General features: G+C 70.1%; 21 protein-coding genes. 9 read left to right on the plus strand and 12 right to left on the minus strand.

Translation table 11 applies throughout. The features are described from left to right. Positions 1–21: 21 nt before the first annotated feature. The gene (locus tag PV396_RS17215) at positions 22–1,872 is read right to left on the minus strand and encodes a prolyl oligopeptidase family serine peptidase (protein ID WP_416071427.1); all 1,851 of its coding nucleotides are present in this window, start codon (positions 1,870–1,872) and stop codon (positions 22–24) included. Positions 1,873–2,003: 131 nt separating this feature from the next. Between PV396_RS17215 and PV396_RS17220 the strand changes: the two genes are divergently transcribed. Beyond that, positions 2,004–2,414: a nuclear transport factor 2 family protein gene (locus tag PV396_RS17220; protein WP_319205593.1), complete on the plus strand. Its 411-nt coding sequence runs from the start codon at positions 2,004–2,006 to the stop codon at positions 2,412–2,414. Between the two features lie 58 nt (positions 2,415–2,472). Continuing rightward, a complete protein-coding gene (locus PV396_RS17225; RefSeq protein ID WP_319205595.1) occupies positions 2,473–3,264 on the plus strand; it encodes an SURF1 family protein in 792 nt (263 codons plus the stop codon). Positions 3,265–3,300: 36 nt separating this feature from the next. Here the strand turns inward: PV396_RS17225 and PV396_RS17230 are convergent, their stop codons facing one another. The 4 genes from PV396_RS17230 to PV396_RS17245 all read right to left on the minus strand — a co-directional run bounded on the left by PV396_RS17230 (position 3,301) and on the right by PV396_RS17245 (position 8,230). Next, the gene (locus PV396_RS17230) at positions 3,301–4,359 is read right to left on the minus strand and encodes a hypothetical protein (RefSeq protein ID WP_319205597.1); all 1,059 of its coding nucleotides are present in this window, start codon (positions 4,357–4,359) and stop codon (positions 3,301–3,303) included. 431 nt (positions 4,360–4,790) lie between these two features. Further along, positions 4,791–5,456 carry a SigE family RNA polymerase sigma factor gene (locus tag PV396_RS17235; RefSeq protein WP_319205599.1) on the minus strand — a complete coding sequence of 222 codons (666 nt, stop codon included), beginning with the start codon at positions 5,454–5,456 and terminating at the stop codon, positions 4,791–4,793. A 360-nt stretch (positions 5,457–5,816) separates the two neighbouring features. Further along, positions 5,817–6,950 carry an aspartate-semialdehyde dehydrogenase gene (locus PV396_RS17240; protein WP_416071428.1) on the minus strand — a complete coding sequence of 378 codons (1,134 nt, stop codon included), beginning with the start codon at positions 6,948–6,950 and terminating at the stop codon, positions 5,817–5,819. Beyond that, positions 6,950–8,230, minus strand: a complete 1,281-nt coding sequence (locus PV396_RS17245; protein WP_319205603.1) for an aspartate kinase — start codon at positions 8,228–8,230, stop codon at positions 6,950–6,952. Before PV396_RS17245 ends, PV396_RS17240 begins: the two co-directional genes overlap by 1 nt. Before the next feature lie 191 nt (positions 8,231–8,421). Between PV396_RS17245 and PV396_RS17250 the strand changes: the two genes are divergently transcribed. Together PV396_RS17250 and PV396_RS17255 are read left to right on the plus strand one after the other, a co-directional pair. Beyond that, positions 8,422–9,165 carry a response regulator transcription factor gene (locus PV396_RS17250; protein WP_319205605.1) on the plus strand — a complete coding sequence of 248 codons (744 nt, stop codon included), beginning with the start codon at positions 8,422–8,424 and terminating at the stop codon, positions 9,163–9,165. Then, positions 9,162–10,523, plus strand: a complete 1,362-nt coding sequence (locus tag PV396_RS17255; RefSeq protein ID WP_319205607.1) for a HAMP domain-containing sensor histidine kinase — start codon at positions 9,162–9,164, stop codon at positions 10,521–10,523. The genes PV396_RS17250 and PV396_RS17255 overlap by 4 nt, the downstream gene beginning before the upstream one ends. Before the next feature lie 24 nt (positions 10,524–10,547). Here PV396_RS17255 and PV396_RS17260 read toward each other — a convergent pair whose 3' ends face one another. Next, on the minus strand, positions 10,548–11,045 hold the full coding sequence (locus PV396_RS17260; RefSeq protein WP_319205609.1) for an SgcJ/EcaC family oxidoreductase: 498 nt from the start codon (positions 11,043–11,045) through the stop codon (positions 10,548–10,550). Positions 11,046–11,261: 216 nt separating this feature from the next. On the opposite strand from PV396_RS17260, the gene PV396_RS17265 reads away from it, so the two are divergent. Both PV396_RS17265 and PV396_RS17270 read left to right on the plus strand, forming a co-directional pair. Then, positions 11,262–11,981, plus strand: coding sequence for a sulfite exporter TauE/SafE family protein (locus tag PV396_RS17265; protein WP_416071437.1), 720 nt, complete (start codon positions 11,262–11,264; stop codon positions 11,979–11,981). 29 nt (positions 11,982–12,010) lie between these two features. Beyond that, positions 12,011–12,652, plus strand: a complete 642-nt coding sequence (locus tag PV396_RS17270) for an AAA family ATPase (protein ID WP_319205613.1) — start codon at positions 12,011–12,013, stop codon at positions 12,650–12,652. Here the strand turns inward: PV396_RS17270 and PV396_RS17275 are convergent. After that, the gene (locus tag PV396_RS17275) at positions 12,633–13,214 is read right to left on the minus strand and encodes a Uma2 family endonuclease (protein ID WP_319205615.1); all 582 of its coding nucleotides are present in this window, start codon (positions 13,212–13,214) and stop codon (positions 12,633–12,635) included. The two genes, PV396_RS17270 and PV396_RS17275, sit on opposite strands and share 20 nt — an antisense overlap. A gap of 357 nt (positions 13,215–13,571) precedes the next feature. On the opposite strand from PV396_RS17275, the gene PV396_RS17280 reads away from it, so the two are divergent. Together PV396_RS17280 and PV396_RS17285 are read left to right on the plus strand one after the other, a co-directional pair. Continuing rightward, complete coding sequence (locus PV396_RS17280; RefSeq protein WP_319206330.1) at positions 13,572–14,762, plus strand: RNA-guided endonuclease TnpB family protein; 1,191 nt, start codon at positions 13,572–13,574, stop codon at positions 14,760–14,762. 188 nt (positions 14,763–14,950) lie between these two features. Then, entirely contained in the window at positions 14,951–15,361 is a 411-nt protein-coding gene (locus PV396_RS17285; protein ID WP_319205617.1) for a hypothetical protein, read from the plus strand. A gap of 1 nt (position 15,362) precedes the next feature. Here the strand turns inward: PV396_RS17285 and PV396_RS17290 are convergent, their stop codons facing one another. The 4 genes from PV396_RS17290 to PV396_RS17305 all read right to left on the minus strand — a co-directional run bounded on the left by PV396_RS17290 (position 15,363) and on the right by PV396_RS17305 (position 17,304). Next, positions 15,363–15,548, minus strand: coding sequence for a hypothetical protein (locus PV396_RS17290; protein WP_319205619.1), 186 nt, complete (start codon positions 15,546–15,548; stop codon positions 15,363–15,365). A 59-nt stretch (positions 15,549–15,607) separates the two neighbouring features. Continuing rightward, on the minus strand, positions 15,608–16,267 hold the full coding sequence (locus PV396_RS17295) for a DUF5063 domain-containing protein (protein ID WP_319205620.1): 660 nt from the start codon (positions 16,265–16,267) through the stop codon (positions 15,608–15,610). Next, complete coding sequence (gene recR, locus PV396_RS17300; protein ID WP_319205622.1) at positions 16,260–16,859, minus strand: recombination mediator RecR; 600 nt, start codon at positions 16,857–16,859, stop codon at positions 16,260–16,262. Before recR ends, PV396_RS17295 begins: the two co-directional genes overlap by 8 nt. Positions 16,860–16,956: 97 nt before the next feature. Beyond that, a complete protein-coding gene (locus tag PV396_RS17305) occupies positions 16,957–17,304 on the minus strand; it encodes a YbaB/EbfC family nucleoid-associated protein (RefSeq protein ID WP_319205625.1) in 348 nt (115 codons plus the stop codon). 290 nt (positions 17,305–17,594) lie between these two features. Here PV396_RS17305 and PV396_RS17310 point away from each other — a divergent pair, with 290 nt between their 5' ends. Further along, complete coding sequence (locus PV396_RS17310; protein WP_319205627.1) at positions 17,595–18,383, plus strand: SLATT domain-containing protein; 789 nt, start codon at positions 17,595–17,597, stop codon at positions 18,381–18,383. A gap of 66 nt (positions 18,384–18,449) precedes the next feature. On the opposite strand, the gene PV396_RS17315 is transcribed toward PV396_RS17310, so the two are convergent. Then, complete coding sequence (locus PV396_RS17315) at positions 18,450–20,138, minus strand: serine/threonine-protein kinase (RefSeq protein WP_319205629.1); 1,689 nt, start codon at positions 20,136–20,138, stop codon at positions 18,450–18,452. Between the last annotated feature and the right edge of the window lie 104 nt (positions 20,139–20,242).

Here is a 20,242-nt window from a genome sequence, read left to right on the forward strand (position 1 = left end):
GGCGGGGGCGAAGGAGATCCGTTACGACCCCAAATGCCGCTCCACGAACTCCATTTCCAACCTGACCTGCTTGATGCGCTCGTCCACGACCAGTGATCCGTGACCCGCGTCGTAGCGGTACACCTCGTGTACCGCGCCGCGCTTCTCCAGCCGCTTCACATAGTTGTCGATCTGCCGGATCGGGCAGCGCGGATCGTTCACCCCCGCCGAGATGTACACCGGCGCCCGCACCGCGTCGACATACGTCAGCGGCGACGACGCCTCGAACCGTTCCGGAACCTCCTCCGGCGTGCCACCCAGCAGCGTCCGGTCCATCGCCTTCAGCGCTTCCATCTCGTCGTGGTACGCCGTGACATAGTCAGCGACCGGCACCGCCGCGAGGCCCAGCGCCCACGCCTCGGGCTCGACGCCGAGGCCGAGCAGCGTGAGGTAGCCGCCCCAGGAACCGCCGGTCAGGATCAGCCGGTCGGGGTCCGCGAGGCCCGAGCTCACCGCCCATTCCCGGACCGCCGCGATGTCCTCCAGCTCGATCAGACCGACCCGGTGCTTGAGGGCGTCCGTCCACTCACGCCCGTACCCGGTGGAGCCCCGGTAGTTGACCCGCACCACCGCGTACCCCTGGTCGACCCAGGCCGCCGGTCCCGCCGCGAACGAGTCGCTGTCGTGCCAGGTGGGCCCGCCGTGAATGTCGAAGACCGTCGGGAGGGGTCCGGACGCTCCCGACGGTTTCTGGACCAAGGCGTGGATGCGGCCCCCGGGGCCCTCCACCCACACGTCCTCCACCGGCACCGAACCCGGCGACTTCGGCCCGGGCGGGTCCAGGACCACCGCTCCCGTCGTCGAGCGCACCGACGACGGCTGTGCCGACGACGACCACAGGTACTCCACGCTGCCGTCGGGCCGGGCCGTCGCCCCCGAGACCGTACCGGCGGGCGTCGGCACCTTCACCAGCTCGCGCGAGGCCAGGTCGTAGCGGAACAGTTCGCTGCGCGCCTCGAAGCCGTGCACGACGAGCAGCCCCGAGCCGTCCGGGTACCACTCCGCGCTCACGTCACCCGGCAGCTCGAGGGCGAGGTCCGTCTCCTCCCCGCTCGCCACGTCCCACACCAGCGGCTCCCAGCGCCCCCGGCGCTGATGCCCGACGAGCAGCCGCGCGTCGCCCTCGACGGGCGCGAAGCCGAGCACCTCGAGGCCCAGTTCCTTCGCACCCCCCTTGGTGTCGTCGAGCTCGGCGACCGTCGTACCGTCCGGGCGTACGACGCGCAGCGCCGAGTGCATCGCGTCGCCGTGCTCCGTGTGCTCGATCGCGATCAGCGAACCGTCGTGCGAGAGGTCCCCGACGCCCGCCGACTCGCGGTGCCGGTAGATCTCCACCGGGGGCGCACCGGCCACCGAGAGGTGGATCGTCGTACCGTCCTCGTCGGTCGAACGCCCCACCACCGCCGTACGGCCGTCCCGGCCCAGCGCGAGCCCCGCCGGGTAGGAGGCCTCCAGACCGGGGGTCGCGAGCTCGTCCTCGCCGCCCTCGGCCGCGCCCCCGAACGGCTGCCGGCGCCATACGCCGTACTCGTCGCCGTCCTTGTCGTCGAACCACCAGATCCACTCACCGTCGGGCGACAGCACGCCGTCCGTCGTGCCGTTCGGGCGGTCGGTCACCTGGCGCTGCTCGCCCGTGGCGCGGTCCCAGGCGTACAGCTCGTACGTCCCCGTCGCGTTGGACACGAACAGGGACCGGTCCGGCGCGTCCTCCGCCCAGTCGGGCAGCGACACCCGCGGCGCCCGGAACCGCTTCTCCCAGTCCGGCACGGCCGTGTCCGGCGGGAGGGTCTCCGGCGTGGTGGTGCTCGGCATGGACCCGTTGCTCTCAGTCATGGCCCCATATTGCCCGCCCACCACGACATTCCGCCGCCGAGGTCCCCAGCCTGTGGAAAACTCCCCGGGCGAGGCGGCCGAGATATCCACAGGCCGAAGCCGATGTCAGTGCCCGGGTGCAGACTCTGCGCATGACCGACACCACCGATCTGCGCGAGACAACCGATCTCCGCGAGACAGTCGAGAGGTTCTGGGCCACCGCCGAGAACCGCGACTGGGACGCGTTCGCCGACACCCTGACCGACGACGTCGTCTACACCATGCCCCAGACCCGCGAGCGGATCAGCGGAAAGGAGCCATTCGTCCGGTTCAACCGCGAGTACCCGAGCGACTGGCACCTGCGGACGGAACGCGTGGTCGCCGAACCGGGGCAGGTCGTCACCTGGCTGCGCTTCACCGTGGGCACGGAGGAGATGCACGCCCTGACCTTCTTCACCGGCGACGAGAAGGGGCGCATAGCCACCGTCACCGACTTCTGGCCCGAGCCCTACGAGCCCCCGGCGAGCCGGGACCACCTGGCGGCACTCACGGAACGGTACTGACGGAACCGTAGTGACCCCGCGAGCCCGGCGCCCGCCCCCGCCCCGTACCTTGGGAGGCGTGTACCGGTTTCTGCTGACGCCCCGTTGGTGGGGGATCAACGTCTTCGTGCTGCTCGCCATCCCCTTCTGTGTGTTCATGGGGTCGTGGCAGCTGAGCCGGTTCGAGGACCGGGTGCAGGACCACAGGACCGCCACCGAGGAGGTCTCCGCCGAGAAGGAGGAGGCCGCCCGGCCACTGGCCGAGCTGCTGCCCGTCGACAAGAAGACCTCCGGGGACCGCGTCACCGTCAGCGGGCGGTACGGCAAGCAGCTGCTCGTACCCGACCGGCAGCTCGACGACCGCGAGGGCTTCTACGTACTGACCCTGCTGCGCACCGACGACGGCAAGGCACTGCCCGTCGTACGCGGCTGGCTTCCCGGGAACGCCGACACCGCGAAGGCTCCCGCCCCGCCCGCCGGGGAAGTCACCGTCACCGGCGCGCTCCAGGCGTCCGAGACACCGGGGGACAACGGGGTGAGCGCGGCCGGGGGCCTGCCGGCGGGGCAGACCGGCGCGATCAGCGCGGCCTCGCTGGTGAACCTCGTGCCGTACGACGTGTACGACGCCTGGGTGACCCTCGACAAGGGCGACTCGGGGATGCGGGCCGTACCGGCGACCGCGCCCGCGGACACCGGGCTCGACCTGAAGGCGTTCCAGAACCTCGGCTACACCGGTGAGTGGTTCGTCTTCGCGGGGTTCGTCGTCTTCATGTGGTTCCGGCTGGTGCGCCGCGAGGTGGAGTTCGCCCGGGACGCGGAGCTGGGGCTCACGCCCACGGAGGAACCCACGCGGGAAGGCGCCCCCGCCTGACCCCGGTTACCTGGTCGACGGTTACCTGGTCTCCGGTTACGTGGTCTCCGCCATGACGCCGGTCTTGTACACCACGCCCGCGCACGCGTTCGCCACCGTCGCCGTCACCGTGGGCGAGCCGGCGTCCGTCGTGTAGGACACCGCCACGCTGCCGTCGGCCGGGGTGCCGTCCTCCGTGACCAACTGTGTCGTGGGGCCGCCGTCGCCGCCCTCGGTGGTCGTGGTCACGTCGGGGCTCGCGGTCGGTGTGGGGCTCGGCGACTCGGTGGGGCCGCCCGTGGTGCCGCCGTCGGTGGTGGTGCCGGTCGTGGGACACGCCTCCGAGGGCACCCAGGCGAACTGGACCGTGTAGGCGGCGCCGGGCTGCAGCACCAGTCCGCTGACCGCGAGGGACGGGTCGGGCAGGTTGGCGGCCGCGTCACCCGCCGAGTGGTCGGCGCTGCTCACCTTCGTCGGGTCGGCCGCGCCCTGCGCCGTGGTCGCCACGGTGCCGTCGCCGCTGACCGTGCAGGGGGTGGTGGAGACGTTGACGACGCGAAACGTGCCGTAGACCGCTCCGGTGGCGTCGGGGTCGCCGACCGAGCCGGTGGCCGAGCCCAGCTGGGTCGCTTCGCAGGTCGCCGGGGGGCCCGGAGTGTCCATCGGGCTGGTGGCCCCGGTCGTGCTGCCGCCGCTGCCGCCCTTGTCCGGGGTCGCCGCACCACCCGAGGGGATGCTCGACGGCTTGCTCTCGACCGAGCCGGAGGTGTTGCCCCCGGAGGTGCTCTCGCCGCCGTCCGGGCCCGTGCTGCTGTTCTTGTCCTCCTTGGTCTGCGAGCCGTGGCCCGCGATGACGGAGGGGTCGGACGCGGTGCCGGTCGCATTCGAGACGTGCAGCAAAGCCGGGACGGCCGTGCCGATGAGCAGCGCGGCGGCGGCCATACCGATGGCGGCGTGCCGCTTGCGGGCCCGGCGGGCGGGCACGGCACGTCGAAGGTGGTCCAGCACGGCGTCGGTTGGCTGAATTTGGCCTACCGCCTGGTGCAGCATCCTCCGCAGTGCCAGCTCTTCCGAGTCGAGCCCGTCCAGGCTCTGGTCGTCGGGGCCGTCGTTCACAGTTCCGTTCCCAGCGTGCGATTGCTTGTGCTCTTGCTCGTGGCGACCTGGTCCATGGACTCCGGCCGGCCAACTCCCGTTGGATCGGGCCCCGTTGGAAGAAACCCTACCGGCCCGGAATTCCCCGGTCCGGAAACCGCCGCTCCCCGCGCCGGCACCCCCGGGCCCCCGAAGCCCACCGGCTCCCGGCCCCCTGCTCCGGAGCCCATGGACCTGACCCCAACCCCGATCAGGGTCCGGGTCCTGGTCCTGACTCCAGTCCTCGCCCTGAACCTGACTTCGATCCTGGCCCTGGCCCTGACCCTGGCCCTGGCTCTCGCCCGGTTCCTGTGCGTGCTCCTGCGCCCGGTCGTGTTCCCGTTCCCGGCCCGGATCCCGCTCGTGCCCCGGCCCCGGCCCACGCTCCCGCTCCCGTTCCCGGTCCTGGTCGCTCATGCCGGTTCCTCCATGGCGATGCGCAGCGCGGCGATCCCCCGCGAGCCGTACGCCTTCACCGAGCCGAGCGATATGCCGAGCGTCTCGGCGACCTGGGCCTCGGTCATGTCCGCGAAGTAACGCAGGACGAGGACCTCGCGCTGGCGGCGCTGGAGCCCTTTCATCGCCTTGATGAGGGAGTCGCGTTCCAGCAGGTCGTACGCCCCCTCCTCGGCGCTCGCCATGTCCGGCATCGGCTTGGACAGGAGCTTCAGGCCGAGGATGCGGCGGCGCAGCGCGGAGCGGGAGAGGTTCACCACCGTCTGGCGCAGATAGGCGAGCGTCTTCTCCGGGTCACGGACGCGCTTGCGTGCCGAGTGGACCCGTATGAAGGCCTCCTGGACGACGTCCTCGCAGGAGGCGGTGTCGTCGAGGAGGAGCGCGGCGAGGCCGAGGAGAGAGCGGTAGTGGGCGCGGTACGTCTCGGTCAGGTGATCGACCGTGGTTCCCGCCGCCGCGCTGTCGTCGACGCCTTCACGCTGATTGGGTATGCGGGCCGGCCGCGCTGCGGGCATCGGCGCGATCACCGGCAGGCCGCCGGGCGCCCCGGGCACGCGGAGTCGGCGCGGTGGACGCATGGCTGTGCCGCGCGTCGCCGCTCTGAAGTCGAGTACCTCTGCCACGCATGTTGGACACGCCTACCCTCATCAGGGTTGTACGCATCCGGCATCATTCTTGCGTCATCCGACACAGCCACCCTCATGCGTCCCGCTCTTCCCCTAAATCCAAGGTGACCGTGCGTCCCCACGCATGGTCACGGCGTCCCCACGCCCCGGAAGGACGACCGCAAAGACGCTCCCCGCCCTTCGCGTGGTTGCGGAGGGCGGGGAGCAAAATTTTCGAACGCCGAAGGGCCCGGGTCCCGGATGCGGACTTTTGTCGGCCCGCACCTCAGTTCTCACATGGATCCTACAAACGTTTTATGCCACCACCAGAGCGATTTCCGCCAAGATCAACAAATCGTGACCCACCGGAGGGATTTGTCAGGCCCGCTCGGCCGCCACCAGCTCCGCGATCTGTGCGGCGTTGAGCGCTGATCCCTTGCGCAAATTGTCCCCGCACACGAACAGCTCCAGCGCCGTCGGGTCGTCCAGCGACCGCCGGACCCTGCCCACCCAGGTCGGATCCGTGCCGACGACGTCGACGGGGGTGGGGAACTCCCCCGCGTCCGGGTTGTCGAACAGGACGACTCCGGGCGCGGTCGCGATGATCTCCCGCGCACCGGCGACGGTGACCTCGCCCTGGAAGCGGGCGTGGACGGTCAGCGCGTGCGCGGTGACGACCGGCACGCGTACGCAGGTCACGGCGACGGGGAGGGCGGGCAGCCCGAGAACCTTGCGGGACTCGTCCCGCAGCTGCATCTCGTCCGACGACCAGCCGTCGGCCCGCGTCGAACCGGCCCACGGTACGACGTTCAGCGCGACCGGCTCCGGGAAGGGTCCCGTCCCCTCGCCCACCGCCCGCCGTACGTCTCCGGGGTTGGTCCCCAGTTCCGTACCGGCGACCAGGGACAGTTGCCGGCGCAGGGTGTCGACGCCGGCCCAGCCGGCCCCGCTCACCGCCTGATAGGTGGAGACCACCAGCTCACGCAGGCCGTACTCGGCGTGCAGCGCGCCCAGGGCGACGATCATGGACAGGGTCGTGCAGTGCGGGTTGGCGATGATCCCGCGAGGGCGCTGCCGGATGGCGTGCGGATTGACCTCCGGGACGACCAGGGGCACCTCCGGGTCCATCCGGAAGGCGCTCGAGTTGTCGATCACGACGACGCCCTTGGCGGCTGCGAGGGGCGCCCACCGCTCGGCGATGTCGTCCGGGACGTCGAACACAGCGATGTCGACGCCGTCGAAGGCCTCCTCCGACAAGGCCACGACCTCGACCTCCTCCCCGCGCACGGTCAGCTTGCGGCCGACGGAGCGGGGGGAGGCGACGAGGCGGATCTCGCCCCAGATATCAGCATGCTGCGACAAAATCTGCAGCATGACGGCACCAACGGTGCCGGTGGCTCCCACAACGGCAAGCGTGGGTCCGGCAGTCGGCCGCGCCCCCGCTGGTCGCGGATCGGACCAGTCGGCGGCGTCGGTGGAGCAGCCGTGCCTGGGCTGCCGGGGCGGGGCCATCAGCGGCCGGTGCCTCCGTAGACGACCGCTTCGTCGCTGTCGGAGTCGAGGCCGAAGGCCGAGTGGACCGCGCGGACGGCTTCCGGGACGTCGTCCTGGCGGGTGACGACCGAGATGCGGATCTCGGAGGTCGAGATCAGCTCGATGTTCACGCCCGCGTCGGACAGCGCCTGGAAGAAGGACGCGGTGACGCCCGGGTTGGTCTTCATGCCCGCGCCGACCAGGGAGATCTTGCCGATCTGGTCGTCGTAGCGCAGCGAGTCGAAGCCGATTCCGCCCTTCGCCTTCTCCAGGGCGTCGATGGCCTTGCGGCCCTCGGCCTTGGGAAGGGTGAAGGAGATGTCCGTGAGCCCGGTCGACGCCGCCGACACGTTCTGCACGATCATGTCGATGTTGATCTCCGCGTCCGCGATCGCGCGGAAGATCACCGCGGCCTCGCCCGGCTTGTCCGGGACGCCGACGACCGTGATCTTGGCTTCGGAGACGTCGTGGGCGACTCCGGAGATGATGGCGTGCTCCACCTGCTGGTCCCCTTGCGACTCGGGCTTCTCGTTGCTGACCCAGGTGCCCGGCAGTCCGGAGAAGGACGAGCGGACGTGGATCGGGATGTCGTAACGGCGGGCGTACTCCACACACCGGTGGAGCAGCACCTTGGAGCCGGACGCGGCCAGCTCCAGCATGTCCTCGGAGGAGATCCAGTCGATCTTCCGGGCCTTCTTCACCACACGCGGGTCGGCGGTGAACACACCGTCGACGTCCGTGTAGATCTCGCACACCTCGGCGTCCAGCGCCGCGGCGAGCGCGACGGCCGTGGTGTCGGAACCACCGCGACCCAGGGTCGTGATGTCCTTCTTGTCCTGGCTGACGCCCTGGAACCCGGCGACGATGGCGATGTTGCCCTCGTCCAGCGCGGTCCGGATACGGCCCGGCGTGACGTCGATGATCCGGGCTTTGTTGTGGACCGAGTCGGTGATGACGCCTGCCTGGCTACCGGTGAACGACTGGGCCTCGTGGCCCAGGTTTTTGATCGCCATGGCCAGCAGTGCCATGGAGATCCGCTCTCCGGCGGTCAGCAGCATGTCGAATTCACGCCCGGCAGGCATCGGAGACACCTGCTCGGCGAGATCGATCAGCTCGTCCGTCGTGTCGCCCATCGCGGAAACGACGACGACCACCTGGTGGCCGTTCTTCTTCGCTTCCACGATTCGCTTGGCGACGCGCTTGATGCCCTCGGCATCGGCTACGGATGAGCCTCCGTACTTCTGCACGACAAGGCCCACGTGCGCTCCTCGCTCAGTCCGTCTGCGGTCGGCTCAGTCTAACGAGCGACCGAATTCCCCCCTTGGGGTATCGCATGGTGAGATGTCCCGCTCACCCAGCGATCTTCGGCCGCTCAGCGAGGCTCCTGCCCACCCGCCCGCCCGATACGCGTCACCGCTGTCAATTAAGTTTCAAGGACTAAGGTTCGGCTGTGCGTGTACTCCTGGTGGAAGACGATGAACCGGTGGCCCAGTCGCTCCGTCGCGGCCTGCTGCGTTACGGCTTCGAGGTGGCGTGGGTGTCCACGGGCGGCGCGGCGCTCAGCCACACCGACCCGTACGACGTCGTCCTCCTCGACCTCGGGCTGCCCGACACCGACGGCCTGGACGTCTGCAGGGAGCTGCGTGAACGCGGCGACGTCCCGATCATCGTCATCAGCGCCCGCAGCGACGAGACGGACCGGGTCGTCGGCCTGGAACTCGGCGCCGACGACTACGTCTCCAAGCCCTTCGGCGTACGAGAGGTCATCGCGCGCATAAGAGCGGTGATGAGGCGCGTCCAGCCACGCGCCCAGGCCACCGACGCCGGCCCCGACCGGTACGGCACCCGTCTGACGATCGACCGCAAGGCGGCCCGCGTCCGGCTGGACGGCGACGAGGTCGCCCTCGCCCCCAAGGAGTACGACCTGCTGGCCTTTCTCACCGAGGAGCCGGGCGCGCTGATGTCGCGCGAGCAGATCATGGAGGCGGTCTGGGACGCGAACTGGTTCGGGCCGACGAAGACCCTCGACGTCCATGTGGCGGCGCTGCGGCGGAAGCTGAAGGGCGCGATCGCGATCGAGGCGGTCCGGGGCGTCGGCTTCCGACTGGAGATCGTCAAGGACGAGGTCACCAAGGGTGACAGTGTCAAGGACGAGACCATCAAGGACACCGAACGGGACACCGACCCCTCGTGAACCGTCAGCTCATCCGGAGTTACATCCTCCTCGTCGCGGTCGCCATCTTCCTCTTCACCGTGCCGGTCGCCTTCACGCTCACCAAGCAACTGCGCGACGACACCAAGGTGTCCGTCCAGCGCGAGGCCCAGACGATGGCCCTGCTCCTGGGCAACGGCGACACCATCTCCTGCGACGCCCTGGAGAAGGTGGCCCTGGCCTACGACGAGGAAACGCTCGGCAAGGTCCAGGCGACCACCACCGGCGACTGCGCCCCCAGCCTGCCGAGGCCCGAGTCGGACGCGGCGCTGACCCGGGCCATACGGGACAACGTGTCCACGACCGACTGGGGTTCCGACTTCATCTGGGGCGAGCATCTGACGGTCACCGTCCCCGTGAAGGGGGAATCGGCCGTACGGATCGTGTACTCGACGTCCGACATGACCAAGCGGCTGTGGAGCATCTGGGGCTTCCGGGCCGGCCTCGCCGTGCTCGTCCTGGCGGCCGCCGCCGCGATCGGCGCGTACGCCGCCCGCCGGATCACCGCTCCCCTGCGTGAACTCAACGGTATGGCGAGCAAGTTCAGCGACGGCGACCTGACCGCGCGCTCGCAGGTGACGGGCCCGCCGGAGACACAGACGCTGGCCCGCACCCTCAACCAGGGCGCGGAACGCCTGGACACGCTGGTCGCCTCGCAGCGGATCTTCGTGGCGGACGCCTCCCACCAACTCCGTACCCCCCTCACGGCGTTGCGCCTGTCGCTGGACAACATCGCGGACGGCACGGACGACGAGTTCGTACGGGAGGACGTGGAACAGGCGACCGCGGAGGTCGTCCGCATGAGCCGGCTGGTCAACGGGCTGCTGGTGCTGGCCCGGGCCGAGGCGAAGGTCACGGCGGCGGAACCGCTGTCCCTGCGGGACATCGTGGACGAACGCCTGTCGGTGTGGAGGCCGGCCGCCGACGAGCGCGGAGTCACCATCGCGCTCAGGGGGAGTGGGGTTGCCGACGGCCGGCTGCTTGTGCTGGCCAGCCCCGGTCATCTGGACCAGGTACTGGACAACGTTCTGTCGAACGCCCTGGAGGTCTCACCGGACGGCGGGACGATCACCGTACGGGCTGAGCCCCGGGGCGACGTGATGGAGTTGACGGTCTCGGACGGGGGTCCCGGCATGTCCGACGCCGAGAAGTCCCGCGCCTTCGACCGCTTCTGGCGGGGCCAGGGCCTCACCGGACGCTCCGGCTCGGGTCTCGGCCTCGCCGTCGTCAAGCAACTGGTGACGGACGACGGCGGAACGGTGACCCTGACGGACGCGCCCGGGGGCGGGCTGTGCGTGGTGATCAGCCTGCGGGCGGCGGATCGGAAGAGCGCCGGCTGAGAGTCAGCTGGTTGAATCGGGTGCTCAGCCCTCGGGCATCGCCGAGGAGTGGTGGTTGACGATCTTCCACTTGCCGTTCCGCTTCTCGTACTCGTACGTGTAGCGGGCGTCGACCCTCTTCTTCTCGCCGGTCTTCGGGTCGGTGAGGATGAAGTAGTACGAGCCGGTGTCGATCGCCGAGTTGTTGTCCAGGACGTTGATGATCGTCCTGGTCTTCGTGCCGACCGGCTTGTTCTCGAGGAAGTGGTGGAAGTAGTCCTCGATCTCGGCGTGGTTCGTCCGGATCTTGTTGGACACCGTCGGGAGCAGTACCGCGTCGTCGGCGTACCGGTTGGTGACCTTCTCGGGGTCGCCCGTCTGGAGAGCCTTGTTCCAGCCGTCGAAGAGGGCGGCTATCTCCTTCTTGGAGGGCTTCTTCGGCGCCTCGGCACCCGCCGCGCTGACCCCGACCGACACCGTGCCTGCGGTGACGAGAGCGGCGGCCGTGACGAGGGCGGCGCGTATGCGGGTCTTCCGGGTCATCGCAACTCCTGTACGTGGTGGGTGGTTTCCTCCTCCCGCATCTCCTGCGGTGGAAGTGACTCCAGCTTCGCGTTTCGCTGGTTAGCACCCGTCCAAGGGACGTACAGGGGTCGGGAAGGACGATTCCAATTCGTATAGGGCGACGATGTCGACACCCTGTGTTACAGGACGCCCGTGTCCTAACATCCGCAGGTGACAGGGCAGTTGACGACAGGACTGATACTCACCGCGACGGTGGCGCTCGCGTCGTGCGTGCAGTGGCTCACGGGCATGGGCTTCGCCCTGGTCTCGGTCCCCGTCCTGATATTGCTCCTGGGGCCCGTCGACGGTGTCGTCCTGGCCAACTGCGCGTCCGGGGCGATCTGTCTGGTGGGGCTGGCGGGAGGCTGGCGGCACGTCCGACTGCCCGCGATGGTGCCGCTGTGCGCGGCGGCGGCATGCACTGTTCCGGCGGGCACCTGGCTGGCCCGCCACCTGCCCGAGCCCGTGCTGCTCGCGGCGATGGGCGCCCTGGTGACGACGGCCGTCGTCCTGGTCCTGCGCGGCACCCGGGTGGCCGCCCTGCGCGGCAGAGCCGGAGCGGCGGCCGCGGGCGCGGCGGGCGGCTTCATGAACTCGGCGGCGGGGGTGGGCGGCCCCCCGGTGTCGCTCTACGCGGTCAACGCGGGTTGGACGGTACGGGAGTTCGTGCCGAACGCCATGTTCTACGGCGTCCTGGTGAACGCCGTCTCCGTCGCGTCGAACGGCCTCCCCCACCTGTCCCCGCCCCTGTGGGCGTCCTCGGCGGCGGCCATGGTGACGGGCGCCCTCGTCGGCAGCACCCTCGCCGGCCGCATCCCGGAACCCCGGGCCCGCCTCTTGGTCCTCCTACTGGCCCTGGCAGGCGGGCTGACGACGCTGGGGAAGGGTGTGTGGGGGATGGCCGGGAGGTGGTAGGCGGGTGGTAGGGCCCTGTCGTCGCGTCCATGAGTGATGCGCGGGTGGTGTTGATCGGCGGCACGTCGAACGTCGGGAAGTCGACCGTCGCCCAAGTCGTGGCGGAGCGGCTGGGGTTCGCGTACCGGTCGACGGACGCCCTGGCCCGGCATCCGGGACGGCCGTGGCGCAAGCCGGGGTGGGAGGTGCCGGAGCACGTGGCCGAGCACTACCGCTCACTCACCGTCGACGAGTTGATCTCCTCCGTCCTGGACCACTACGAACGGCTGTGGCCCCGGATCGAGGAGTTGATCGCCGAGCACGCGGCCGGGCCGGACGGCCTGGTCCTTGAGGGGTCTGCCCTCTGGCCCACCCGTGTCGCGGCGCTCACCGTCCCCCGCACGGCCGCCGTATGGCTCACGGCCGAGGACACCGTCGTACGCGCACGGGTGCACAAGGCGTGCGACTACGCGCGGGCGTCGGCCGAGGAACGCCACCTGGTGGACAAGTGCCTTGCCCGCAGCGCCCGTTACCAGTCCCTCATGCGAGCCGAGCTGAGCGGGCTGGGCCTGGCCACGACCCACGTCGTGGACTCGGGTGACGGACGGTCCGTGGAGGAGGTGGCCGACGCGGTCCTGCTCGCCGTGGACGCACAGGACGGAGGCCGGAGGGTCACTCCACGAACTCCTTGAGGGGCTCGGTGTCGAGGGAGATGCTCACGGGGTCGGGAAGCTTGACGGTGGCGCCGAAGGGCAGCTTCTCCTCGTGGCGATAGCGGCCGTTCTCGGGCTGGTTGAACACGACGACCGAGCCGTCGTCCCGGTCGATGAGGAGGTAGACGGGGATGCCTGCGGCGGCGTAGCCGTCGGGCTTGTCAACCCGGTCGCGCTGGTGGGTGTCGGAGTCGAACGACGTGACCTCAACCGCCATCAGGGCACCATCGGCTTCGGACCACTCACCCTGCCCCTTGAGACCGCCCACCGGGACGAGTACGCCATCGGCACGCGCACGCCCTTTGCGGTAGCGCTCCGTCTTCAGGCCGCTCTCCGCATGCAGCCACAGGTCAGGGCGGTGCTGCATGCACATTCGTTGCAGCCAGGCGATGATCTCGCGATGGTTGCCGTCCGCCATGGGCTTGACCATGACCTTTCCGTTGATGAACTCCAGCCGCACGGTCTCCGGGGCATGGCGTTCAAGCTCCTCGAAGTCCTCGACGGACATCTGCGGCCGGTGCTCGGTGGTCCTGGGGGTCATGGCGTCGCCTCCTCGACTCCATGGTGCCCTGACCGGCACGTCCTGCACACTCACCGCAGCCCCGCCGCGCGGCGCAGTGCGTCGACGCGGTCTGTGACGTCCACGACCTCGTCGGCACCCGGCAGGCCGCCGACGCGCGGGCCGGGGAGGAACGTCTCCGGGACAGGCGTGTCAGCGGATACCTCCGAGGAAACCCCGGCCTTCGGGCCGGGGTGGGGGCACCTCCCGCTTGCGGGGGAGAATCGGACTCCTGCGGAGCAGGGCCGGGAGTTGGGATTCGCCGCCAGGGCGAATCGCAGTGCCTTGACCAGCAGATTTGGCCCTCACTGTCAGGTGCTCTAGTTTGTGAGTGTGACCATGAAGCAGGTGAAGCGGGCGTTCAAGTACCGCTTCTATCCGACGGATGCGCAGGCGGCTGAACTGTCGCGCACCTTCGGATGCGTGCGGAAGGTCTACAACATGGCGCTCGACGCCCGCACCCGTGCGTGGACTCGGCAGGAACGCATCAACTACAACCAGACCTCCGCGATGCTGACCGGGTGGAAGCAGACCGAGGAACTCGCCTACCTGAACGAGGTGTCCAGCGTGCCGCTGCAGCAGGCGCTGCGGCACCTGCAGGTGGCGTTCACGAACTTCTTCGGCAAGCGGGCGAGGTACCCGCGCTTCAAGTCGCGGAAGAAGTCCCGCAGGAGCGCGGAATACACCACCAGCGGTTTTCGCTTCCGAGACGGCAGGCTGACTCTCGCCAAGATGGCCGAACCGCTGGACATCGTGTGGTCGAGGCCGCTGCCGGAGGGTGTCACGCCGTCCACGGTGACCGTGTCCCAGGACGCGGCCGGACGCTGGTTCGTGTCGATGCTCTGCGACGACACCATCGCCCCGGCCCCGCCCACCACGAACGCGGTCGGCATCGATCTGGGGATCACGTCCCTGGTGACCCTGTCCACCGGGGAGAAGATCACCAACCCGAAGCATGAACGCAGGGACCGGGCCCGGCTTGCCAAGGCCCAGCGGGAACTGTCCCGCAAGGCCAAGGGCGACGGCGCCAACCGGGCCAAAGCCCGCCGCAAGGTCGCCCGCGTCCACGCCCGGATCGCCGACCGGCGCCGGGACTTCCTCCACAAGCTGACCACCCGACTCGTCCGTGAGAACCAAACGGTCGTGATCGAGGACCTCACCGTCCGCAACATGGTCAAGAACCACACGCTCGCCCGCGCCATCAGTGATGCGGCGTGGACGGATATGCGGAGCATGCTGGAGTACAAGACCGCCTGGTACGGGCGGGAACTGGTGGTCGTCGACCGCTTCTTCCCCAGCTCGAGACTGTGCGGAGCCTGCGGCACGATCCGGGCGAAGCTGCCGCTGAACGTCCGGGAGTGGACGTGTGAGTGCGGTGCGGTCCATGACCGGGACGTGAACGCCGCGGAGAACCTTCTGGCCGCCGGGCTGGCGGTGTCTGTCTGGGGAGCCGGTGTAAGACCTCAACGGGAGTCCTCCCGGACGGGGCAGTCGGCGATGAAGCAGAAAACCCCACGGCGCGAGCCGTAGGAATCCCCCTCACTCACGAGGAGGAGGAAGTCAACTGGTTGCCGCTGTAACCAACGCCAGATGCCCGGCGACGGCTGTGAGTTGGAGTTGTACTGGACTGACACAGCGGCCACCTCCGACTGATACACCCCGGTGTGTATCACCTCAGTCACTACCGAGCGTAGCCCGGTGGTCGCCACTGTGTGACCATGACGAACGCAATCCCCCACTACCGCCCCGACTGGGTCCCCCTCGCCGGCCACCACCTCCGCCTGTCCGGCGTCCACTTCGACACGATCCGCGTCCAGGGCGTACGCGGGGAGCAGGTCGCCGCCGACCTCGTCGAGGCGGCCGACGGGGACGCGGGGCCCGTCGTCTGCGAGGTGACCGGGTTCCGCTGGATGTACTTCCTGCTCGCGCCCGGGGAGGTACGGAAGCACGACTGGCCTCTGGGCGTACAGCGGTTCGGCGAGAGGGGATCACGCACCGTGACGTACATCGGGATCCCGGCACTGGACGGCAACACGTGGCCGTTGCGGTGGTACAGCGAGCCGACGGCGACGACGCCGTTCGTGGAAGCTGGGCGGTTGCGGACGGTGCTGGAGGTGGCGGGGCTGTAGATCAGCGTTCCCGGGCACGCGTGATGGACAGACCCTCGCGGACCTCCCGTGGCCGGTGACCCAGCACATGCGCCTCGGTCGCCGTACGCGCCGCCTGCTTGCGGGACTCCCATTCGGCGTCGGACACCTCGGGCTGCTTCTCCCGCATCCGGCGCTTGACCTGTGCCCAACCGCTGTACTGGCTCATCGGGCCTTCCCGTCCTCTCCCACCTGGTCCGCGGCGGTCAGGTACTCCTGGCTACTGCGCTACTGCACCGTCCGCAGCCCCAGCGGCTCCGCGATCTCCTCCGCCATCACCTTGCCGGCCTCCTCCGCCAGGGTCTCGTCGCCGAGTTCCTGGTCGGTGTCCAGGCCGTCCAGCTCTGCCAGGGGCTGGTTCAGGCGGACGTGGGCCACCAGGGACTGGAGGGCGCGGAGGGTTGCCGAGGCTGTGGAGCCCCAGTTGGAGAAGTAGGAGAACTGCCACCACCACAGGGCCTCCGTGGTGCGGCCCGCGCGGTAGTGGGCCATGCCGTGGCGGAGGTCGGCGATGACGTCGGCGAGGTCGTCGGAGATACGCGCGGGGACCGGGGCCTTGCGCGGCTCGTACGGGTCGAAGACCTCCGAGTAGACGTCCACCGGGTCCAGCATCAGCGCCAGCCGTTCGCGGATCTCGTCCACGTCCGGTTCCGGGCCCATGTCGGGCTCGTAGCGCTCGTCCGGGAGGATGTCCTCGTGGGCGCCGAGGCGGCCGCCGGCCAGCAGGAGCTGGGAGACCTCAAGGAGGAGGAAGGGCACCGCCGAGTCCGGCTCGTCGCCCTTCGCCACCTCCGTGACGGCCACCAGGAAGCTCTCCACCTGGTCGGCGATCTGGACCGCGAAGTCGTCGGGGTCCCGCGTCGTGTCGTGCAGCGTGGCGTCAGACATCTAGGAGTCGTCTCCCCTCGAAGGCGCGGCCAAGGGTCACCTCGTCCGCGTATTCCAGGTCGCCACCCACCGGGAGGCCGCTGGCCAGGCGGGTGACCTTGAGGCCCATGGGCTTGATCATGCGGGCGAGGTACGTCGCTGTGGCCTCGCCCTCCAGGTTCGGGTCGGTGGCGAGGATCAGCTCCGTGATCGCGCCGTCCGCGAGGCGGGCCAGCAGCTCCCTTATCCGGAGGTCGTCCGGGCCCACCCCCTCGATCGGGCTGATCGCACCGCCGAGGACGTGGTACTTGCCCCGGAACTCACGCGTCCGCTCGATCGCCACGACGTCCTTGGGCTCCTCGACGACACAGATGACCGTCGTGTCCCGGCGCGGGTCGCGGCAGATGTTGCACAGCTCCTCCTGCGCCACGTTCCCGCAGGTCGCGCAGAAACGGACCTTCGCCTTCACTTCCAGGAGCGCGTGCGCGAGCCGCCGTACGTCCGTGGGCTCCGCCTGCAGGATGTGGAAGGCGATCCGCTGCGCGCTCTTGGGACCGACGCCGGGGAGTCGCCCCAGTTCGTCGATGAGGTCCTGGACCACGCCTTCGTACAACGGACTGCCTTTCCTGGGTGTTGAGTTCGTTCCTACGTACCGTAGTTGGCCGTTGCCCGCCTGAGGAAGGCGGGACGGGGGGCGCGCGAAGCGAACGTCAGAACGGCAGGCCCGGGATGCCGCTTCCGCCGCCGCCCAGACCCTGCGCCAGCGGGCCCAGCTTCTGCTGCTGGAGCTGCTGCGCGTTCTCGTTCGCCGCCTGTACGGCCGCCACGACCAGGTCGGCGAGGGTCTCGGTGTCCTCCGGGTCGACCGCCTTCGGGTCGATCACGAGGGCCCGCAGTTCGCCGGCGCCCGTCACGGTCGCCTTGACCAGACCGCCGCCCGCCTGCCCGTCGACCTCGGTACGCGCCAGCTCCTCCTGCGCGTTCGCCAGGTCCTGCTGCATCTTCTGGGCCTGCTGGAGCAGCTGCTGCATATTGGGCTGGCCACCACCGGGGATCACGATCAGCTCCTCGTCGTCCGTACGAAATTCGGCTTAAGCACGAGCCTACGTGGTCGGGTCGGCCGTCGCTCCAGCACTCTTTCGAGTGAGCCGGTCCTGTGGCCTATACCTGATCAAGGGCATCTTCCGAGCGAAAAAGTGACGAAAGCCAGGTTGCCGCCACCCATTGGGCGGTAGGAAGGGGGCGGCGCGACAGCTTTACAACAGCACCGGACATCACGCGGGACGCCCGTACGGTGTCACGCACTGTGATGGATTGTGGTCAGTCTGCTCAGGTGAGGGAGTGCCGGGTGAGCCAGCCGGAGATGCAGCCCGAGGGGCCGTCCCAGAGACCGCCGCATGATGGCGGACGGAGCGAAGGACCCATCGGGCTGGGTCCCGCCGGCCCGGGTTTCACCGGGCTGCGGCCCGGGGACCTCACCGGCCGGCCCTTCCCCCTCGGCGACTGGGGCGAGCCCGCGCCGCGCCTCGACGAGCTGTACCGGTGGGTGGAGCAGGGAGCCCTGGAGACGTCGGCCTGGTACCTCGCCGACCGGGTCTGGAAACGGCGGGGCGCCCGGGCCCTGCGCACGGGAGCCGCGCTCGGGGCGATCGCCGGGGCCTCGCTGCCGCTCCTCGATCTGACCGGGGTGATGGGCGGGGTCGCCCCCTGGGGCTATCTGGCGCTGCTGATCGCGGTGGCGTGCGTGGGCGTCGACCGGTTCTTCGGCGTCACCTCGGGCTGGATAAGGGACGTCGCCACCGCGCAGGCCGTCCAGCGGCGGCTGCAGGTGCTCCAGTTCGACTGGGCGTCGGAGAGCGTACGAGAGGTACTGGGCCCGACGGAGGGAACAGCGGGCGAGGCGGCCGACCGGTGCCTCGGGGTGCTGCGCAGGTTCTCGGAGGACGTGACGGAGCTGGTGCGGGCGGAGACGGCGGACTGGATGGTCGAGTTCCGCACGGGCTCCGCTCCCCTGGGCATCCAGTCGACGAGCCTGGGAACACCCCGCCAGGACGCGACGGTGCATCAGGGGCGCTTCGGGGTCGCCCCGGGCACCCGCCCGAACATGCCCCGGCAGCGGCCGCCGGAGGCGCGGTGAGGCGAGGTGAGGTGGGGCTCGGTGAGGCGGGGCTCGGTGAGGTGGGGCTCGGTGAGGTGGAGTGGCTCAGCCGTCCTTCTCGTACGTCAGCTGTCCGTCGCCCTTCGTCGTCTCGCGTCGTAGCCTGCCGTCGCCGAGCAGGGTGAGCGTCGAGGCTGCGCCCGGGGTGCAGGAGGAGGCCGGTTCGCCCGACGTGACCTGGGACGGGCCGATCTTCAACAGGGTTTCCCTGGTGGGGCGTTCGGCCAGGGGGGCGATGAACTCGCAGTGGTAGACGCCCTTGTCGGTGAGGCCGTCGGCGACCAGGGTCAGCACGTCGTCGCCCACCTTGCCCCGTCTGATGGTCAGTTGGCGGGTGTTGTGGCCCTCGGCGTTGTCGATCGAGGCGGTCCAGGTGCCGAGGAATCCGGACGGTACGGCATCCGCGGCAGCCGCCGACGGTGTGCCCGACCGGGCCGGCGCGCTCGTCGTGTGGCTCGGTGTCGGGGTCGGAGTCGGAGCCGGGGGATCGTCGTCGTTGTTCAGGAGGGCGACGATCGACGCTCCGGCCCCCAGGGCGACGACCAGCGCGGCGGCGCCGAGCGCCAGCGACAGCCTGGATCTCCTCCTCCGCTCCTCCACACGCTGCGCCCGCCCCACCGCATAGGGCATGGGGGTCCCCGGCGGCACCGTGCTCCACGCGACCGGTACGGCGGGCTCCTCCAGCGCCGGGTCCCCCGGCCAGACAGGGGGCCGTTGGTTGTCGCCGGGGGTGGCGGCGAAGGGCTGGGGGTCGTGCTGGGGGTGCGGCAGAGCGGGTGAGGTGTATTCGCGTGTTGTCTCGCCCGGCTTCGCCTCCGCCTCCGCCTCGAGCAACTCCACCGCGTGGCGGCCCAGTTGGGCGACCAGTTGGGCCGGCAGCCACGTGTCGCGTTCGTAACCGGTCGCCACCGCGTCCGCCGACACTCCCGTCCGTTCCAGGATCTGGGCCGGGGTGGGGCGGCGGGCCGGGTCCTTGTGGAGGCAGGCGTGGACGAGGGCGGTCATGGTCTCCGGGACGCCCGTCAGGTCGGGTTCCTCCTGGGCGATGCGGAACATCATGGCGTGGGCCCCGCTGCCGGCCGTGGCGAAGGGCAGGGTGCCCGTGGCGGCGTACGCGAGGACGGAACCGAGGCAGAAGACGTCGGCGGCGGCGGTGATCCGGTCGCCCCGCACCTGCTCGGGTGCCATGAACCCGGGCGAGCCGACGAGCGCGCCCGCGCGGGTGAGGCCGCCCTCCGCGACGGTCTCCAGGGCACGGGCGATACCGAAGTCGATGACGCGGGGCCCGTCGATGGTGACCAGCACGTTGGACGGCTTCAGGTCGCGGTGCACGATCCCGGCGGCGTGGATGTCCCGGAGGGCGTGTGCGAGCCCGGCGGCGAGGACGCGTACCGAGCGTTCGGGCAGCGGCCCGTGGTCGTACTCGACGATCTGCCGCAGGCTCGGCCCGGCCACGTACCCGGTCGCGAGCCACGGCACGTCGGCCTCGGTGTCGGCGTCGAGGACGGGTGCCGTCCAGCGCCCCCCGACGCGCCGCGCGGCGGCGACCTCCCGCCGGAACCGGTCCCGGAACTCGTCCTGCTCGGCCAGCTCCCGCCGGACGAGCTTGACGGCGACCGTGCGCCCCCGCTCGGAGCGCGCGACGTACACCTGCCCCATCCCGCCCGCACCGAGCCGCGCCACCAGCCGGTACGCCCCTATTCGCGCCGGATCCCCGTCCCGGAGCCTGTCCATGCCCGCGCCGCCTCCCCCATGCACCCCAACACCCGTCACCCCTCCCCCGCACCCCCCTACTTCCCCTCCGGGACACGCGACAACCTGTCGCACAAAGCGCCCGA

Source organism: Streptomyces sp. ME02-8801-2C, from assembly GCF_033793965.1.
Lineage (GTDB): Bacteria > Actinomycetota > Actinomycetes > Streptomycetales > Streptomycetaceae > Streptomyces.

Excerpts from the sequence above, each read along its gene's own strand:
- PV396_RS17215 (WP_416071427.1), bottom strand. The coding sequence starts at position 1,872 with ATGACTGAGAGCAACGGGTCCATGCCGAGCACCACCACGCCGGAGACC.
- PV396_RS17220 (WP_319205593.1), top strand. The coding sequence starts at position 2,004 with ATGACCGACACCACCGATCTGCGCGAGACAACCGATCTCCGCGAGACA.
- PV396_RS17240 (WP_416071428.1), bottom strand. The coding sequence starts at position 6,950 with ATGGCCCCGCCCCGGCAGCCCAGGCACGGCTGCTCCACCGACGCCGCC.
- PV396_RS17260 (WP_319205609.1), bottom strand. The coding sequence starts at position 11,045 with ATGACCCGGAAGACCCGCATACGCGCCGCCCTCGTCACGGCCGCCGCT.
- PV396_RS17270 (WP_319205613.1), top strand. The coding sequence starts at position 12,011 with ATGAGTGATGCGCGGGTGGTGTTGATCGGCGGCACGTCGAACGTCGGG.
- PV396_RS17275 (WP_319205615.1), bottom strand. The coding sequence starts at position 13,214 with ATGACCCCCAGGACCACCGAGCACCGGCCGCAGATGTCCGTCGAGGAC.
- PV396_RS17280 (WP_319206330.1), top strand. The coding sequence starts at position 13,572 with ATGAAGCAGGTGAAGCGGGCGTTCAAGTACCGCTTCTATCCGACGGAT.
- PV396_RS17285 (WP_319205617.1), top strand. The coding sequence starts at position 14,951 with ATGACGAACGCAATCCCCCACTACCGCCCCGACTGGGTCCCCCTCGCC.
- PV396_RS17290 (WP_319205619.1), bottom strand. The coding sequence starts at position 15,548 with ATGAGCCAGTACAGCGGTTGGGCACAGGTCAAGCGCCGGATGCGGGAG.
- PV396_RS17295 (WP_319205620.1), bottom strand. The coding sequence starts at position 16,267 with ATGTCTGACGCCACGCTGCACGACACGACGCGGGACCCCGACGACTTC.
- PV396_RS17315 (WP_319205629.1), bottom strand. The coding sequence starts at position 20,138 with ATGGACAGGCTCCGGGACGGGGATCCGGCGCGAATAGGGGCGTACCGG.